This is a genomic window from Azovibrio sp. (genome assembly GCF_049658005.1).
Taxonomy (GTDB): Bacteria; Pseudomonadota; Gammaproteobacteria; order Burkholderiales; family Rhodocyclaceae; genus Azovibrio.
Genome location: NZ_JBASOH010000022.1, coordinates 1 through 16,513, shown reverse-complemented (window position 1 = coordinate 16,513; position 16,513 = coordinate 1). Strand labels below are relative to the sequence as shown.

The 16,513-nt window shown below is 62.3% G+C and carries 21 protein-coding genes; 12 read left to right on the top strand and 9 right to left on the bottom strand.

The features are described 5' to 3' along the window. The first annotated feature begins 178 nt into the window (after positions 1 to 178). Positions 179 to 1,387, top strand: coding sequence for a class I SAM-dependent methyltransferase (locus WBH99_RS02595; RefSeq protein WP_424218552.1), 1,209 nt, complete (start codon positions 179 to 181; stop codon positions 1,385 to 1,387). A gap of 200 nt (positions 1,388 to 1,587) precedes the next feature. Here the strand turns inward: WBH99_RS02595 and WBH99_RS02590 are convergent, their stop codons facing one another. The 3 genes from WBH99_RS02590 to WBH99_RS02580 are packed head-to-tail and all read right to left on the bottom strand — an operon-like array spanning position 1,588 to position 4,257. Next, positions 1,588 to 2,427 carry an ATP-binding cassette domain-containing protein gene (locus WBH99_RS02590; protein ID WP_424218551.1) on the bottom strand — a complete coding sequence of 280 codons (840 nt, stop codon included), beginning with the start codon at positions 2,425 to 2,427 and terminating at the stop codon, positions 1,588 to 1,590. Positions 2,428 to 2,436: 9 nt separating this feature from the next. Further along, positions 2,437 to 3,216 carry an aliphatic sulfonate ABC transporter permease SsuC gene (gene ssuC / locus WBH99_RS02585; protein WP_424218550.1) on the bottom strand — a complete coding sequence of 260 codons (780 nt, stop codon included), beginning with the start codon at positions 3,214 to 3,216 and terminating at the stop codon, positions 2,437 to 2,439. Between the two features lie 60 nt (positions 3,217 to 3,276). Next, a complete protein-coding gene (locus WBH99_RS02580) occupies positions 3,277 to 4,257 on the bottom strand; it encodes a sulfonate ABC transporter substrate-binding protein (RefSeq protein WP_424218549.1) in 981 nt (326 codons plus the stop codon). Between the two features lie 278 nt (positions 4,258 to 4,535). On the opposite strand from WBH99_RS02580, the gene ssuD reads away from it, so the two are divergent. After that, positions 4,536 to 5,681, top strand: a complete 1,146-nt coding sequence (gene ssuD, locus WBH99_RS02575) for an FMNH2-dependent alkanesulfonate monooxygenase (RefSeq protein WP_424218548.1) — start codon at positions 4,536 to 4,538, stop codon at positions 5,679 to 5,681. 12 nt (positions 5,682 to 5,693) lie between these two features. Then, complete coding sequence (locus WBH99_RS02570; RefSeq protein ID WP_424218547.1) at positions 5,694 to 5,843, top strand: hypothetical protein; 150 nt, start codon at positions 5,694 to 5,696, stop codon at positions 5,841 to 5,843. 4 nt (positions 5,844 to 5,847) lie between these two features. On the opposite strand, the gene soxZ is transcribed toward WBH99_RS02570, so the two are convergent. Beyond that, a complete protein-coding gene (gene soxZ, locus WBH99_RS02565) occupies positions 5,848 to 6,159 on the bottom strand; it encodes a thiosulfate oxidation carrier complex protein SoxZ (RefSeq protein WP_424218546.1) in 312 nt (103 codons plus the stop codon). A 26-nt stretch (positions 6,160 to 6,185) separates the two neighbouring features. Further along, positions 6,186 to 6,653 (bottom strand): thiosulfate oxidation carrier protein SoxY, encoded by a 468-nt coding sequence (gene soxY / locus WBH99_RS02560; RefSeq protein ID WP_424218545.1) that lies wholly within the window; start codon positions 6,651 to 6,653, stop codon positions 6,186 to 6,188. Positions 6,654 to 6,994: 341 nt separating this feature from the next. On the opposite strand from soxY, the gene WBH99_RS02555 reads away from it, so the two are divergent. Together WBH99_RS02555 and WBH99_RS02550 are read left to right on the top strand one after the other, a co-directional pair. Continuing rightward, positions 6,995 to 7,300, top strand: a complete 306-nt coding sequence (locus tag WBH99_RS02555) for a c-type cytochrome (RefSeq protein ID WP_424218544.1) — start codon at positions 6,995 to 6,997, stop codon at positions 7,298 to 7,300. A 12-nt stretch (positions 7,301 to 7,312) separates the two neighbouring features. After that, positions 7,313 to 8,590: an FCSD flavin-binding domain-containing protein gene (locus WBH99_RS02550; RefSeq protein WP_424218543.1), complete on the top strand. Its 1,278-nt coding sequence runs from the start codon at positions 7,313 to 7,315 to the stop codon at positions 8,588 to 8,590. A gap of 24 nt (positions 8,591 to 8,614) precedes the next feature. Here WBH99_RS02550 and dut read toward each other — a convergent pair whose 3' ends face one another. Continuing rightward, the gene (gene dut / locus WBH99_RS02545) at positions 8,615 to 9,064 is read right to left on the bottom strand and encodes a dUTP diphosphatase (RefSeq protein ID WP_424218542.1); all 450 of its coding nucleotides are present in this window, start codon (positions 9,062 to 9,064) and stop codon (positions 8,615 to 8,617) included. Continuing rightward, on the bottom strand, positions 9,046 to 10,254 hold the full coding sequence (gene coaBC / locus WBH99_RS02540) for a bifunctional phosphopantothenoylcysteine decarboxylase/phosphopantothenate--cysteine ligase CoaBC (protein ID WP_424218541.1): 1,209 nt from the start codon (positions 10,252 to 10,254) through the stop codon (positions 9,046 to 9,048). Before coaBC ends, dut begins: the two co-directional genes overlap by 19 nt. 46 nt (positions 10,255 to 10,300) lie before the next feature. Between coaBC and radC the strand changes: the two genes are divergently transcribed. From radC to rpmG, 4 genes are all read left to right on the top strand, one after another. After that, a complete protein-coding gene (gene radC / locus WBH99_RS02535) occupies positions 10,301 to 10,984 on the top strand; it encodes a RadC family protein (protein WP_424218540.1) in 684 nt (227 codons plus the stop codon). Between the two features lie 65 nt (positions 10,985 to 11,049). Further along, on the top strand, positions 11,050 to 11,427 hold the full coding sequence (locus tag WBH99_RS02530; protein WP_424218539.1) for a PilZ domain-containing protein: 378 nt from the start codon (positions 11,050 to 11,052) through the stop codon (positions 11,425 to 11,427). A gap of 95 nt (positions 11,428 to 11,522) precedes the next feature. After that, the gene (gene rpmB, locus WBH99_RS02525; protein ID WP_424218538.1) at positions 11,523 to 11,756 is read left to right on the top strand and encodes a 50S ribosomal protein L28; all 234 of its coding nucleotides are present in this window, start codon (positions 11,523 to 11,525) and stop codon (positions 11,754 to 11,756) included. Between the two features lie 16 nt (positions 11,757 to 11,772). Beyond that, positions 11,773 to 11,940, top strand: coding sequence for a 50S ribosomal protein L33 (gene rpmG / locus WBH99_RS02520; RefSeq protein WP_424218537.1), 168 nt, complete (start codon positions 11,773 to 11,775; stop codon positions 11,938 to 11,940). Between the two features lie 102 nt (positions 11,941 to 12,042). Here the strand turns inward: rpmG and WBH99_RS02515 are convergent, their stop codons facing one another. Continuing rightward, entirely contained in the window at positions 12,043 to 12,561 is a 519-nt protein-coding gene (locus WBH99_RS02515) for a disulfide bond formation protein B (protein ID WP_424218536.1), read from the bottom strand. Between the two features lie 173 nt (positions 12,562 to 12,734). Between WBH99_RS02515 and WBH99_RS02510 the strand changes: the two genes are divergently transcribed. The 3 genes from WBH99_RS02510 (at position 12,735) to WBH99_RS02500 (ending at position 15,161) form a co-directional block, all read left to right on the top strand. Next, on the top strand, positions 12,735 to 13,439 hold the full coding sequence (locus tag WBH99_RS02510) for a winged helix-turn-helix domain-containing protein (RefSeq protein WP_424218535.1): 705 nt from the start codon (positions 12,735 to 12,737) through the stop codon (positions 13,437 to 13,439). Next, positions 13,426 to 14,835: an ATP-binding protein gene (locus WBH99_RS02505; RefSeq protein ID WP_424218534.1), complete on the top strand. Its 1,410-nt coding sequence runs from the start codon at positions 13,426 to 13,428 to the stop codon at positions 14,833 to 14,835. The genes WBH99_RS02510 and WBH99_RS02505 overlap by 14 nt, the downstream gene beginning before the upstream one ends. Before the next feature lie 143 nt (positions 14,836 to 14,978). Next, positions 14,979 to 15,161, top strand: coding sequence for a hypothetical protein (locus WBH99_RS02500; protein ID WP_424218533.1), 183 nt, complete (start codon positions 14,979 to 14,981; stop codon positions 15,159 to 15,161). A 481-nt stretch (positions 15,162 to 15,642) separates the two neighbouring features. Here the strand turns inward: WBH99_RS02500 and WBH99_RS02495 are convergent, their stop codons facing one another. Next, a complete protein-coding gene (locus tag WBH99_RS02495) occupies positions 15,643 to 16,119 on the bottom strand; it encodes a hypothetical protein (protein WP_424218532.1) in 477 nt (158 codons plus the stop codon). Positions 16,120 to 16,513 lie beyond the last annotated feature (394 nt).

The following is a 16,513-nucleotide window of genomic DNA, read 5'->3' as shown; positions in this document are numbered from 1 at the left end:
GTGCGACGGGTGCGACGCGCTGATTTCTTGACCATTGAAAACGCCTGCTTGCCCAGCCTTCTTTGGCCAGGCTTTATGCCAAGAGTTTCCACTGATCGCGCTGTTCAAAATTTCGGGGCCACTTCTCTTTCTTCAAGCCCACTATACTGAAGACATATCGTTGCCCGGAGAGAAAACCATGCTCAACAGCCACGTCATCAAGAAAGTGAAACATCATCTGCACAGCCGCCGCATCCCGCTGGCGGTGGAATTGTGGAACGGCAAGGTGATGCATCCGTCGGAACCCCACACGGTCAAGCTGCGGGTGCGCAGTCCGAAGGCACTGCTCTCCCTGATCAACCCCTCCATGGGAAAACTCGCCACTCAATATGTGCAACAGGAAATCGACCTGGAGGGCAACTCCCGGGACATCATCAAGCTGGGGGAGGCCCTGTGCGACGCCGCCGACTCCATCAAGAGAAAGGGCGGCATCGACCTCAAATGGTGGCGCCACAGCCGCAAGTCCGACCGCCACGCCATCAACTACCACTACGACGTTTCCAACGACTTTTACGCCTTGTGGCTGGACCCGCGCCGGGTCTATTCCTGCGCCTATTTCCGCACGCCCGACGACAGCCTGGAACTGGCCCAGGAACAGAAACTGGACCACATCTGCCGCAAGCTCCTGCTGCAACCCGGCGAGCGCTTCCTGGACATCGGCTGCGGCTGGGGCGGGCTGATCCTGTGGGCGGCGGAGAACTACAACGTCCACGCCACCGGCATCACCCTGAGCCAGAACCAGCACGACTATGCCCTGGAGCAGATTCGTAAGCGGGGCCTGGAGGACCGCTGCGAAGTGCGCCTGATGGACTACCGGGACCTGCCGGAGGACGCCTCCTTCGACAAGATCGCCAGCGTCGGCATGTTCGAGCATGTGGGACGCAAGAACCTGCCCCTCTATTTCGCCAAGATCGAGCGCCTGCTGCGCCCGGGCGGCCTGGTGATGAACCACGGCATCACCTCCACCGCCCTGGACACCGAGGGCCTGGGGAGCGACATCAGCGAGTTCATCGACCGCTACGTGTTCCCGGACGGGGAACTGACCCATGTCTCGAAGGTGATCGCAAGCATGGCCCAGCAGAAACTGGAATGCCTGGACAGCGAGTGCCTGCGCCCCCACTACGCCCGGACCCTGTGGCACTGGGTGGAGCGGCTGGAACGCCAACAGGAGGAAGCCCGCCGCATCGTGGGAGAGCATCATTTCCGCATCTGGCAGATTTACATGGCGGGCGCGGCCCACGCCTTCGAGCGGGGCTGGGTGTCCCTCTACCAACTGCTGGCGGCCAAGCCCCTCAAGAACGGGCATATCGACTATCCCCTGACCCGGGAGCACATGTACGCAAGGTAAGTCTCACCGCGCAAAAACCTGGACCGCGCAAGAAAGCAGCAAAGAAAGGGGGCAGGGCCATGTGACCTTGCCCCTTTCACATCAACCCAAAAAATGGGCGAAGCTCCAACCCGGCGATGAAATCAAACGAGCGCCTTCAAACGAGCGCCTTCAAACGAGCATCAATAGGGACTCCAGCAGTTTGAAGGACAAGTCCCCCATCACACCGCCCAGCGCAAGGCATCGAGGTCCAGCGCCGCGGCCGGATGCTGATCTTCTTCCTGGGGCGCACTCCCCGGACGTTGCAGTACCCGGTTCAGGATGTGTTCTTCCAGGGCGGCAAAGGCGGGGCTGCCCCGGTGCCGGGGACGGGGCAGATTGACGCGTTCATCCAGGGTGATGCGCCCGGCTTCGATCAAGATCACCCGGTCCGCCAGGGCGACCGCTTCGGCAACATCGTGGGTCACCAGCACGGCGGTAAACCCCCGGCGCCGCCACAGGTCTTCGATCAATTGCTGCATCTCGATCCGGGTCAGGGCATCCAGCGCTCCCAAGGGTTCATCCAGGAGCAGCGCCGCCGGTTCATGCACCAGGGCCCGGGCCAGGGCCACCCGTTGCCGCTGCCCGCCGGAAAGCGCGGCAGGCCATTCCCCGGCCCGCTCCGCCAGACCCACCTGGGCGAGGACCTCCTGCGCCCGGGGACGTTCCGCCGGAGAAAGGCCCAGGGCAACGTTGGCCAGCACCCGCCGCCAGGGTAAGAGGCGGGGGTCCTGGAACATGAAGCGCAGGCCGGGATGCGCCCCAGGGCCGCTCCGCCCGCCGACGCGGACGCTCCCCGCCGAGGGGGGTTCCAAGCCGGCGATGAGGCGCAGCAAGGTGCTTTTGCCACAGCCGCTACGCCCCACGATCGCCACGAATTCTCCCGGTTCGATCTGCAGATCCAGTCGTTCCAGCACCGGGCGGCTGCCATAGGCCTTGTGCAGGGCTTCGAGGTGAAGGGCCAGGCCATGGCCAGCAGAAGCCTGGCGCAAAGCTTGTTGTTCGAGTGCGTCGTTGTTCATGTTCATGTCCTAATGGCTGTTTTGATAGCTCGGGTGCCAGCGCAGGCTGACCCGTTCGAGCCCCTTGGCCAGTACATCGGCGAGTTTGCCCAGCAGGGCATAGAGCAGGATGCCCAGCAGCACCACATCGGTCTGCAGGAACTCGCGGGCATTCATGGTCATGTAACCGATGCCGGACTGAGCGGAAATGGTTTCCGCCACGATCAGGATCACCCACATGAAGCCCAGGGAAAAGCGCACGCCGACCAGAATCGAGGGCAAGGCTCCGGGCAGGATGATCTCCCGGTACAGGCCGCCGGCAGACAGGCCATAGCTCTTGCCCATTTCAATCAAGCCCTTGTCGATGGCGCGGATGCCATGGAAGGTATTGATGTAGATGGGAAAGAAAACCCCCAGGGAGACCAGGAACAACTTCGCCTCTTCATCGATGCCAAACCACAGGATCACCAGGGGGATCAGGGCCAGGGGCGGAATGTTGCGGATCATCTGCAGGGTCGAATCGAGCAGGGTTTCGGCAGTCTTCAGGGCGCCGGTGAGTAAGCCGAGCAGCAGCCCCAGCCCGCCACCGATGACGAAGCCGGAAAGGGCGCGCAGGGTGCTGACCTGAACGTGCTGCCACAATTCACCCGAGGCCGAGAGCGCGATGAAGGCCGCTACGACCGCCCAGGGCGAAGGCAGGATGCGGGTGGAGAGCCAGCCAAAGCTGGAAGCCGCTTGCCAGAAGGCGAGGAGCAGGATCGGCAGGCTCCAGGGGGCAAGCTGGCGTAGCAGGGAAGTTTTCAGCGTCATGAAGAAGCTCCGGTCGCGAACGGCAAGTGAGGCAAAGCGAGGCAAATGGCGGGTGCCGGCTCATTTTTGCGGCAAGGCGGCAGCCTTCACCACGATCGGCTTGGGAATCAGCTTGAGCCGGTGGAACACATCGGCGATCTTCTGCTGCGCTTCCAGCACCTCGGCGCTGACCGGTTTGACGCCGAAGCTGTTGCGGCTCAGCGCCAGTTCGGTCGCCGCAAGACCAAGGCCCAGCAAGGGCGCGATCTCTTTGGCCGCCGCCTTCCGGTTGCGGGCCGCCCACTGATCGGTCCTGGCCAGTTCCTCGAGGACGAGGCTCACTACATTCCCCCGCTTTTCCGCATAGGGGCGCGCCGCCAGATAGAAGGCATGATTGCTCACCACGCCCTTGCCATCGGCCAGTATCCGGGCGCCGGTCTGGGTCTGGGCGGCGGCGAGGAAGGGGTCCCAGATCGCCCAGGCATCGACACTGCCCCGCTCGAAAGCGGCGCGGGCATCGGCCGGGGGCAGGAAGACCGCGTCGATATCCTGGTATTGCAGACCCGCTTTTTCCAAGAGCTTGACCAGCAGGTAATGGACATTGGAGCCCTTGTTGAGCGCAATCTTTTTGCCCTTCAGTTCCGCCACGCTCTTGATCGGGGAATGCTGGGGAACGACGATCGCCTCGCCTTCCGGTTCCGGCGGTTCGTTACCCACATAAACCAGATTGGCGCCGGCGGCCTGGGCAAAGATCGGCGGCGCTTCCCCCGCCTGGCCAAAATCCAGCGCCCCCACGTTGAGCGCCTCCAGCAGGGCCGGACCGGAAGGAAATTCGGTCCATTTCACCTGGATGCCCTGGGCCGCCAGACGCTTGTCGAGATTCCCCTGGGCCTTGAGCAGCACCAGGGTGCCGTATTTCTGGTAACCGATGCGGAGCTGCTCCGGTTCTGCGGCCTGAGAAAACCCCGTCAGAGCGAAAATTCCCAGCCCGGCGAGGAGGCCGAGGCTGCGGCGCCTGGCTGTCTTGTATGCTTTGTATGATGATGTCTTGTAACGACTCATGTCGATGTCCTTCTGAAAGTGAAATCGGGGAGCAACCGCGAGAGATTCGGAGGCGGTGCGTGATGACGGGTTTGATTATCAGAAGCCGGCCTTCCCGGCCGAACGATTTTTTCCGTATGAGCTAATCAGGCCGGAGCGCATGACGATCTGCCGCTCCTGACGATAAGCTCATCCCGATTGATGATTTCCCCCGCTACCCCCGTCTCCAGATAATTCGATGGCCACGGGCAGCAATCCCGCCAGCCCGGACTCGAACAACGATTTTCTGGAGCAATGACATGAGTTTCGACATCCTCTGGTTTCTCCCCTCCGGCGGCGACACCCGCCACCTGGGCACCAGCAAGAGCGCCCGCCCGGTTAGCCATCAATACCTGCAACAAATCGCCGTTGCGGCCGAAAACCTGGGCTTTGATGGGGTGCTGATCCCCGTCGGCAGCGGCTGCGAAGATCCCTGGATCACCGCCTCCACCCTGGTTCCCGTCACCCGCCGCCTGCGCTTTCTGGTGGCGCTACGCACCAACGGCATCCTGCCCGCCGTCAGTGCCCGCATGGCCGCCAGCCTGGACCGGGCCTCCGGCGGACGGCTGATGGTCAACGTCGTGCCCGGTGGCAATGCCACCGAACTCGCCGCCGACGGCGTCTTTCTCGATCACGACGAACGCTATGCGGAAGCCGACGAATTCCTCTCGATCTGGCGGCGGCTGTGCGCCGGTGAAAAAGTGGATTTCTCGGGCAAATATCACCAGGTCGCGGGCGCCCAGCAGAAGTTCCCCCCGGTGCAAAAGCCGTATCCCCCGATTTATTTTGGTGGCTCCTCCCCCGCCGCCCACGAACTGGCCGGCAAGCATGTCGATGCCTACCTGAGCTGGGGCGAACCGCCTGCTGCCGTGGCCGAAAAAATTGCCGATGTGCGTGCCAAAGCGGCCAAGCATGGACGCACCGTCAAGTTCGGCCTGCGGGTGCATGTGATCGTGCGGGAAACCAACGAACAAGCCTGGGCTGCCGCCGAGGAACTGATCCGTCATGTCGATGACGAGGCCATTGCCCGCACCATGAAAACCTATGCCGGCTATGACTCGGTCGGCCAGCAGCGCATGGCCGCCCTGCACGGCGGCAAGCGCGACCAGCTCGAAGTCAGCCCCAACCTCTGGGCCGGCGTCGGCCTGGCACGCGGCGGGGCCGGCACGGCGCTGGTCGGCGATCCGGAAACCGTCGCCGCCCGGCTCAAGGAATACGCCGAGCTGGGCATCGAGAGTTTCGTCCTCTCCGGCTACCCCCACCTCGAAGAAGCCTACCGCTTTGCCGAACTGGTGTTCCCCCTCCTGCCCGGCAAAGCCCATCTGGCAGCGGCCGGCGAGGTCGTCAGCGGCGGTCCCTTCGACGCCCCCGCCCGGGTGGAAAAGCCCCTCGTCAAGGCCGCCTGAACGGGAACTGCCATGCACCGGAAAATCATCGACATGCGCAGTCGTCCGGCATTCCTGGACGACTTTTATGGTGCCACCCCGGGCACCCCCGGCCATGCCACCGCCCAATGGCTGAACCGCCGCACCGGAACCCACCCGCCTGATCACGGCCAGGCGTCCTGATGGATCAGGAAATTGCGGCTTCGTCGGTGCGAGTGTCGCCCTTGTTGTCCTTCCAGGTCACGACGACCTTGTCGCCCCTGGCCCCGCCCTTGAACTTGAAGGCCAGGAAGGGGTTCCTGGAAACCGCCGTGCCAAACTGGGCCTCCAGCACAACCTTGCCATTCCAGGTAGCGCTCAGTTCCGTGATGAAATGGGCCGGCACCCGCGCGCCGGAAGCATCCTTGCGCTGGCCGGTTTCCATTTCGTGGCTCATCAGCACCTTGACTTCGGTCACGCCATCCTTGGCGGCAGCGCGGATTTTCATGGGATTTGCCATGTCGTTCTCTCCTTGATAGATTGAGCTTAGCCGCCGCAGCCACCGAGGGTGACCTTGACTTCCTTCATGGCCACCAGAAACTTGCCGTCAGACTTGATCAGGGCGTAGACATTGGAGGTCTGGCTCATCTTGCAGCGGATCTGAACATTGGCCTCTGTGCCTTCGGGCAGTTTGAAGGCGGCCGCCAGGGCATCCGGGTTCTTTTCGATCAGGATCGAGATGGATTCCACCTTGGGCAGGGTGGAAGAAACGCCAATGCGCACCTCGGCACCGTTTTCGGCGATCTCCGGAGCCTCGATGCTGATAGCGGCAGAGGTGGCGGGCCTGCCAGCCCCCAGCGCGGCCAGGGTCTTTTCCAGACTCCCGGCTTTGAAGGCGCTTTCGTTCCAGGCCGCCAGGGCCAACCCGGGTTTGATCACGCCGGCAGCCACCAGCAGACCCAGCACACCCAGGCCGCTACCGCTCTTGAGTACATCACGACGTTGCTTGATCATGCCTTGTCTCCTTGTTGAGGGCGGGTTCATTGTGCCGGAGCGCCCGGCAAAATCCAATTGGCGCGCGCTGTTGCATCTGCGCCAGCAATCCGGACTCCGGCCGCCTGCTTTGATCTTCAGCGCGTTTTTAGGCCCGTCCCGGCCCAGTCCGGTTACGATGTGCGGAGGGGCAAGCAGAGCGTGCGCAGCCTGAAAAAGATTTGCCCATCGGCATTTCGCGTTTTACTCTTCGGCCTGCGCAATGTTCGGCCTGTGCCCATAAAACCCGGCATTTCCGCCGCATCGCGCCGATACGCCGCCCGAACCGCCAGGCGTGCACTTCCAAGAACCGGAGAACCGATATGAAGTTGCCCCCCCTCCTTGCCGCAATCTGCCTGACAGGGGCTGCCGTTTCGGCCTCGGCGGCCGATCCCGACCTGGGCCGCAACCTCGCCGCCACCTGCGCCAGTTGCCACGGCACCAACGGCAAGGCCGTGCCGGGCGCCGGCATGGACGCCCTGGCCGGCATGGAAAAAGAAAAACTGCTGCAAAAACTCAAGGATTTCAAGTCCGGCACCAAGCCCGCCACCGTCATGCAGCAGATCTCCAAGGGTTATACCGACGAGCAGATGGACCGGATCGCCGCCTACTTCGCGGCCCAGAAATAAGAGGGGGAGACCATGATCATCAATCGTCGCGATTTTCTCAAAGCCAGCGCCGGCGCCGCGGCCATGGCCGCCCTCTATGGCTGCGCCTCCGGGAGCAGCAAGGCCTCGGGCCATGTGCTCGTCGTGGGCGGCGGCTATGGCGGGGCCACTGTCGCCAAGTACCTGCGCATGTGGAGCCAGGGCAATGTCGAGGTCACCCTGGTCGAACGGGATGCCGAATTCATCTCCTGCCCGATCTCCAACCTGGTCATCGGCGGCCTCAAGACCCTGGCCGACATTACCGTGAGCTACGACAACCTCAAGAACAAATGGGGAGTGCGGGTCATTGAGGACGAGGTCACCGGCATCGACGCCGTGAGCCGCAAGGTGAAGCTGGAAAAGGGCGGGGAACTCTCCTATGACCGGCTGGTGCTCTCCCCCGGCATCGATTTCCTCTGGGAGCAGCTGCCTGGCCTCCAATCCGCCGAAGCCCAGCGCCGCATCCTGCATGCCTGGAAGGCCGGCCCCCAGACCGTCGCCCTGCGCAAACAGCTCGAAGACATGAAGGATGGCGGCGTCTATGCCATCACCATTCCCCGGGCGCCCTACCGCTGCCCTCCCGGCCCCTACGAGCGGGCCTGTCTCGTCGCCAATTATTTCAAGACGGCCAAGCCCCGGTCGAAGGTGCTGATCCTCGACGCCAACGAGGACGTGCAATCGAAGAAGGCCTTGTTCATGAAGGCCTGGGCCGACCTCTACCCGGACATCCTCGAATACCGCCCCAACAACGAGCTAAGGGACGTGGATGTGGCCGGCAGGACGGCCATCCTCGAATTCGACCGGGTCAAGGCCGATGTGCTCAACGTGATTCCGCCGCAGCGCGCCGGCCAGATCGCCGCCGCCACGGGACTGAAGCTGATCAACAAACGCTGGGTGGATGTGGACTGGCTGTCCATGGAAGCCATCGGCACGCCTGGGGTGCATGTGCTGGGCGATGCCATCTTCCCCGCCCCCACCATGCCCAAGTCCGGCCACATGGCCAATCAGCACGGCAAGCTCGCCGCGGCCGCCATCCTCAACCTGCTCGCCGGCGAGGAGCCCAACCCGGACCCGGTGCTGATGAACACCTGCTACAGCTTCGTCGATGGCAAGAACGGCATCCACGTCGCCTCGGTGCACCAGTACGATACGGCCACCAAGACCATGCAGCCGGTCAAGGGCGCAGGCGGCGTCTCGGCCGCCCGCAACGAGCTGGAAGGCAAGGCCGCCCTGGGCTGGGCCCAGAACATCTGGGCCGACATGCTGGCCTGACGATAGCCCGGGGCAAGGCCAGCATCAGTGCTGGCCGGTGCTGCCAAAACCTCCCTCGCCGCGCTGGCTGGGAGGGAATTCATCCACGATATTCATGGCCACCTGGAGTACCGGCACCACCACCAGCTGGGCCAGCCGCTCCATGGGATTGATCACGAAACTCTCTTTTCCCCGATTCCAGGCCGACACCATGATTTCCCCCTGGTAATCAGAGTCGATCAGGCCCACCAGATTGCCCAGCACGATGCCATGTTTGTGCCCCAGACCCGAACGGGGCAGAATCAGCGCCGCAAGCCCCGGATCCGCCAGATGAAGGGCAATTCCGGTGGGCACCAGCAGGGTGTTGCCCGGATCAAGCCGCAGCGGCACATCCACACAGGCGCGCAGATCCATGCCCGCCGCACCACGGGAAGCATAACAGGGCGGATGTTCCTTGATCCGCCCATCCAGGATTTTCACGTCGATCCGGTGCATTCGCGTTTTTCCAGTAATCGAGCCAGATACTCTATCAGCTGGCGCGCCAGCTCGGCCTTGCTGGCCGGTGGGAGCGGGTGGGAACCCTGATCATCGAACAGGATCACCCGGTTGTCCTCACCCCCGAAACCCTCCTGGATCAGGTTACCCACGATGAGGGGGACATTCTTGCGTTGCCGCTTGCGCTGGGCGTACTCCTCGAGATTTTCGCTCTCGGCGGCAAAGCCGACGCAGAACGGAGCCCCGGGCAGGGCCGCCACGTCGGCCAGGATATCGGGATTGGCTAGCAGCCGGATTTCCGGCAGACCGCCCAGTTCCTTCTTGAGCTTCTGGTGGGCCACCGCCGCCACCCGGTAATCGGCCACCGCCGCCACCCCAATGAACACATCGGCCCGGGCAGCCCGTTCCATGACCGCCGCGTGCATTTCCAGGGCGCTCAGCACCGGTATCCGTTCCACCCCCTGAGGCACCGGCAAGGAGACCGGGCCGGACACCAGTGTCACCTGGCTCCCCGCCCGGGCGGCGGCCTGGGCAATGGCATAGCCCATGCGGCCGGAGGAAAGATTGGTGATGCCCCGCACCGGATCGATGGCCTCGAAAGTTGGCCCGGCCGTCATCAGCACCCGCCGCCCCGCCAGGAGCTTGGGCGTGAAAAAGGCCAGCAGGGATTCCAGCAGTTCCCCGGGTTCCAGCATCCGGCCCTCCCCCGCCTCGCCGCAGGCCTGCACCCCGGCGGCTGGCCCGAATATCTCGATGCCGTCCTGACGCAGGCTGGCCACATTGCGGCGGGTCGCCGGATTCTCCCACATCTGCCGGTTCATGGCGGGCGCCACCAGGAGCGGGCAATCCCGGGCCAGCACCAAGGTGGTGAGCAGATCGTCCGCCAGGCCCTGGGCCACCCGGGCCAGAAAATTGGCGGAAGCCGGCGCCACCAGAATCGCATCGGCCTCCCGGCTCAGGTCGATATGGGCCATGTTATTGGGCATGCGCGGGTCCCACTGATCCACATACACCGGCCGGCCGGAAAGGGCCTGGAACGTCACGGGCGTCACGAAGCGGGTCGCCGGCCCGGTCATCACCACCTGCACCTGGGCCCCCGCTCCGGTCATGAGCCGCAGCAACGACGCTGCCTTGTAGGCGGCCACTCCGCCGGTGATCCCCAACAAGATTCGCTTGCCTTGCAATTCCATTGTCTTAGAATCCAGAAAGTCTGCCGGCCATTCTACTGGAAAACACATGTCCATCTCCGACTGGCCCGAGGGTGAGCGCCCCCGGGAACGCCTGCTGCAACAAGGCCCTCAAGCACTCTCCGATGCCGAGTTGCTGGCCATTTACCTGCGCGTCGGCATCCGTGGCAAAAGCGCGGTTGACCTGGCCCGGGAACTCTTGCAGCACCACGGCAACAGCTTGGCCAGGCTGGCCCAGGCCAGCCTGAAAAGCCTGTCGGCAACGCCCGGCATCGGGCTGGCCAAAGCCGCCCAGCTCAAGGCCAGCTTCGAACTGGCACGTCGTGCCCTGAGCGAAGAAATCAAGGAACGCGACCTCATGAATGCCCCCGGTGCCGTGCGTGACTGGCTGCGCCTGCACCTGACCCACCTGCCCTACGAACTGTTCGTCGCCCTCTGGCTCGACAGCCAGAACCGCCTGATTGCCAGCGAAGACCTGTTTCGCGGCACCCTCTCCCAGACCAGCGTTTACCCCCGGGAAATCGTCAAATCCGCCCTGGCCCACAATGCCGCCGCCGTCATCTTCGCCCACAATCACCCCTCGGGGAACCGCGACCCCTCGCAGGCCGACACGCAGCTCACCAGCCAGTTGAAGGCCGCTCTGGCGCTGGTCGATGTGCGTCTGCTGGATCACTTCATCGTAGCGGGCAATAGCCCACCGCTTTCCATGGCCGAACGGGGATGGCTGTCTTAAAGAAAGAAAGCCATTCTCACCAAAGTAGTAGAATTCGCCCACGCCCTCCTCCGCCTTCTACTGCCATGCCAGAAAACCGCGTCCACAAACGCTTTCACTTCCACTGGCCGGTGGCCCTGGTCTTCGACCATTTCAAAGACAAGGCAAAAAATACCACTTACCACGGCACGACCCACGAATTGTCGCTGAGTGGTTGCTCCCTGCTCACCGACTACAACGTTTATAGCAACCACCCCCTGACCCTCCTGATATCGCTACCTGCCGAAAGCCCCCTGGGCAAGCGGAAGGTGCTCGAAATTCGCGCCCGCATGTGCTACACCCTCCTGGCCTGTGACATCGATCGCTTCCGTAGCGGTATCGAATTCATGAATTTCAAGGGAGATGCCCGCCATCAACTGCAGCAAGCCATCGAGTCCCGCATCCAGGGCACGCTCAAACCCTGATTCTGGAACAAAGCCAAAGAACAGGCTTGATCTTTCATGTTTTCACAAGATATAATCTCCGTCTTTCCTGAACTGGATTTTCTGGAGCATCTGTCATGGCGCGAGTCTGCCAAGTTACGGGCAAAGCCCCGATGGTGGGGAACAATGTCTCCCACGCCAACAATAAAACGAAGCGTCGCTTCCTGCCGAATCTGCAGTACCGTCGTTTCTGGGTTGAAAGTGAAAACCGTTTCGTTCGTCTGCGCGTTTCCAACGCCGGCCTGCGCCTCATCGACAAGAAGGGCATCGATGTCGTTCTGGCCGACCTGCGCGGTCGTGGCGAAATCTGACTAAAGGAATACAGAAATGGCCAAAGGCGGACGCGAAAAAATAAAGCTGGAATCCACTGCGGGGACCGGACACTTCTACACCACCTCCAAGAACAAGCGTACTACGCCTGAAAAACTGGAGTTCATGAAGTACGACCCCAAAGTTCGCAAGCATGTCCTGTACAAGGAAATCAAGCTCAAGTGATCCAGCGAGCTGCAAACGGGCTTTCCAGCAAGCTTTGAAAAACCCTGAAAAGCCTGAAAAAAAACCCGCCTCATGCGGGTTTTTCATTATGGTGCGGGCGGATCATGCAGATTTTCTGCCCCCGCCCCCCGTCAGCCCCCCCGCCAGCCACAAGGCCAGCACGCCAAAGGCGGCGAAACAGGCCAGGGACCAGTTGGCCATGGACAACCCGAGGAATTCCCACTCCTTGCTGCCACAAAAACCGGTCGCCATGAACAAGGGCGGATACTGCATCCCCAGCCAGTCCACCAAGCGCTCGATCGGCCCCGGGTCCGTATAGCTGCATTCATCGATGATGCTGGGGAAAGCCTGCATCAGGGTCTGATAGAGCGCAGTCAAAAACCCGGCCAAGGCAATCCCGGCAATTCCCAGGCTCCAGGCCTTGTGCCCCCGCGGCAAGGCAGCCCCCAGCAGGGCAAGCCCTCCCAACAGCAGATACAGGAGACGCTGAAAAATGCACAAGGAACAAGGGTTCAGTCGATCTATCTCCTGGATCACCAGGCCCGCCCCCACCAGACCCCAGGCCCCCACGCCCAAAATCAACAACCCGGGGCGCGGCCCCAGACGATCAAGCCATTGCATAAGCGATCAACCTCAAAAAAAATCAGTCAATTTCCAGAACCCGGACAGAGGGTAAGGATACAGGCAGCAACCCGCCCCGCCCCCTTTTGTCACAAGAAAATACAATTGAGTTCTGGACGGGAGGACCCCATGCCGGGGTATCCTCCCGCCATCGAGCCCGGTAAACCAGCCCCATGAGCATAGCCCGCATCCTTCTCGTTGAAGACGACCAGCGCCTCGCCGACCTGACCGCTGAATACCTGCACCGCAACGATTTCCAGGTCGACATCGAAAGCCGGGGCGATACCGCAGCCGCCCGCATTCTCTCCGAACAACCGGACCTGGTGGTGCTGGACGTGATGCTGCCCGGCAAGGATGGTTTTGAAGTCTGCCGGGGGGTACGGCCCGCCTACAAGGGCGTCATCTTGATGCTGACCGCCCGGGACGAAGACTTCGACCAGATTCTCGGTCTCGAACTAGGCGCCGACGACTATATTGCCAAACCGGTCCAGCCCCGCGTGCTGCTGGCCCGCATCAAGGCGCTGCTGCGCCGCATGCCCGGCAATACCGCCGCGCCGACAGAAAAGAAGGAGCAGGTGTTTGGCAAGTTTCACATCAGCCAATCCACCCGCACCGCCGAGCTCGACGGCCAGTCCCTCGACCTGACCACGGCCGAATTCGACCTGCTCTGGCTGCTGGCGACGCACGCCGGCACCATCTTGTCGCGGGATGATCTGTTGCAGGAGTTGCGCGGCATTGGTTTTGATGGCCTCGACCGTTCCATCGACGCCCGCATTTCCCGGCTGCGCAGAAAGATTGGCGACGACCCGGAAAATCCGGCCAGGATCAAGACCGTGCGCGGCAAGGGCTACCTGTTCAGCCAGCATGACTGGAACTGAGCCCCAGCCGGCAGAGGGGGCTGAACTGCCCAAACGCCGCCTGCGCTGGCGAGGGCGGCGCTACAGCCTCTCCAAAATCTTTTTCAATTTTTACTTGCTGGTCATGGGCACCTTCGTGGCCATCGCCTTCTTTGCCGACGCCCTGATTTCCACCGCCCTGAAAGGCATTACCGACGATTACGCACGTCGCTTCATGCGCGGCACCATCCTCATGATCGAGGAAGACCTGTTCCGCCACCCCAAGTACAGCTGGGACAAGCGCATCCGCCTCCTGGACGAAAAATTTGCCTACCGCCTGGCCATCGAAGAGCGCAGTAACCTGAACCTCCCCCCTCCCCTGCTCGAACAGATCGATGCCGGAAATATCGCCATTCACCGCGATGGGGAAGTGATGTACTACGCGCTGCGCAAATCCGGCCAGGTGCTGGTGGTCGGCCCCCTCTCGCCCAGCCACAACCCGGAACTGCAGGCCTCGGGGATTCCCCTGGAAATACGCACCCGCCTGCTGACCTGGTCGGTGATCGGGCTGCTCTTTGCCGTCGCCCTCTGGTTCTGGGTGCGGCCCATCTGGCGCGACCTGGAAGCGCTGCGCCAGACGGCCCGGGCCCTGGGCGAAGGCGACCTGGCGGCGCGCTCTCCGGGTGCCCAGAGCAAGCTTTTCGCACCGCTCACGGACACCCTGGATGGCATGGCCGAACAGATCCAGCGTTTGATCGCCACCCAGAAAGAGCTCTCCAGCGCCATCTCGCACGAACTACGCACCCCGATTGCCCGCCTGCGCTTTGCCAGTGAAATGATGAGTGAAGCCAATTCGCCCGAGGAAAGGCAGCGCCTCAACACCATGATGGAAAATGATCTGGAAGAACTGGACAAGCTGATCGACTCCAGCCTGACCTACGCCCGTTTCGAACGGGAAACACCGTTACTGAACCTGACCCGGGTCGATTTTGCCGAATGGCTGGAAGACCAGGTGGACAGCCTGCGCATCCTGGGCCGCGACATGGACCTGCAACTGGATCTGAGCCAGTTGCCGGACAACCTCAGCGTCTCCCTGGACAAGAAGCACATGCCTCAGGCCATCAGCAATCTGCTGCGCAACGCCCTCAAATATGGAAAACAGCAGATTCGCGTCAGCAGTCATTGCGAAGGCGATCTGATTGTCGTGCATGTTGACGACGACGGTATCGGCATCCCCACCGCAGAGCGGGAACGCATTTTCTCGGCCTTCACCCGCCTCGACCGCTCGCGCGACCGCGCCACCGGCGGCTACGGCCTCGGCCTGGCCATCACCCGGCGGGTCATGGAACTACACGGCGGCACCGCCAGCGTCACCGACTCCCCCCTGGGCGGCGCCCGTTTCACCCTGGCCTGGCCCCAGCATCCGGCCGCAGATTGAACCCCGGCCCGGCCCGTCACAAAGCGTCAACAAACCCGGCCTCCCGGTTACGGCAGCCACACGCAAGCATCATGGAAACCGCATGCTCCGGTCGTTATCATGATCCCATGCATGACAACAGTAACCCCGAAGGAAAACCCGAAATGAGTGAAGCCATCCGCCAGAATTTCCTGCAGGCCGCCTGCCGATACCTGTTTGGCCCAGGCGCCCCGGCCCCGGCCCCGGCCCCGGCCAAGTTCCAGGCCAAGTTCCCGGCCCCGGCATCGGCCTCGGCCTCGGCCTATTCCCAGTCGCAGTCTCGTGGCCATCTGATGTCCGCCTGCTGATCCCGCAGTACCCGCCTCGAACCCCCGTTCGAGACCTCCCTGTTCCCCGCCCTGAACCTTTGGGCGGGGTTTTTTCATGTCAACCTAACGGTGATGGTGAATTGCGCCACCCCTGATGATGAAAGAGACTTCGTGGTGGAAGGTGGCGGGTAGAAGTCGTGATATTTTTTGGCGGCTTGCCCCCGCACCTAACGTGACTCGCCGGACTGACTCGTACCCCGGATTGCTTCCTTAGAGAGCGCACGCTAAACAGGCCGTTGTCGACTTGTCGCCTTCAGGCAAATTCAGTCTTGGCACCCGCCATCTTCCGCCGTTGAGTGTAATTTGACAGGAGGAAGCATGGAACGGGTAGCGCTGCATAAGCGCGTCATTGGTCTCGACATTCATCAGGCGCAGATTACCGCCTGTGCGCTGATCGTCGAAGCCGATGGCAGCACGCGCATCTGTGCCGGCTCGGATTGTCTGGACACGGTTTTGCAACTCAGGCCACCTTTCCAACGGCATGAGCCTGACGGGCTTCGAGGGGTGACATGAAGCCCGGTTTTTCGAGACGCCAGTGGCGATTGTAACGATCCTTGAACTCAGTGACCGCGGCGCGGACCGCCTCGACATTCTTGAACACGCGGCCGTGGATAGCCTGTTCCTTCAACTGCGCCGGCCCCGGTTTTTCTGGACACGAATTTGGGGTTAAATCGTGTCTGGAAAAGGAGCTTAAGTCATGCTGAAGGGATCGCAGGTTGAAGGGGTTGCGCCGGGCTCGGCGGAAGGAGCGCATAGCGCGACTGGAGGCGCGCCCGGCGCAGCTGATGATTTTTTCCATGCCCAGTATCTGCGGGCTCAGTGCATCACCCCGCAGGCCCGTGATGTGGGCGTAGCGTTTGTGTCCGGCCAGGATCGATAACAGCCAGGTGCCCAGGACATCGCGTTTGCCGGGCGCATTCGGGCTGCGGTAACTCAAGGTGGAGCTTAAGGGGGCAGCTCTCGACCCAGGATTCGTAGAGCCCGGTGGTGGCCAGGAATTTCGGCAAAAACTCGGCAAAAACTCGGCAAAAACCCGGCAAAGAAGGTCAGTTGTGCGTTCGGCGCAGCGCTAGCCGTGGAGTCCTGGTCGTGGAGTCTTGGTCGTGGAGTCCTGGTCGTGGAGTCCTGGTCGTGGAGTCCTGGTCGTGGGTCCCACTGCACGTGGATTCGTCCGCCTGGCGTGTCCACCGCCATGGCCTGCAGAGCCTGCGTCAGCACCGCTTTTTCCCGTCTTTTTGCTTCACCCATCAGGGGACTCCTGCTCATTCGTTGAAACTGGCTGCCAGTCTGGCGTTGCGCAGATTGACCTGAGATCAACTGCCGGAAACAGG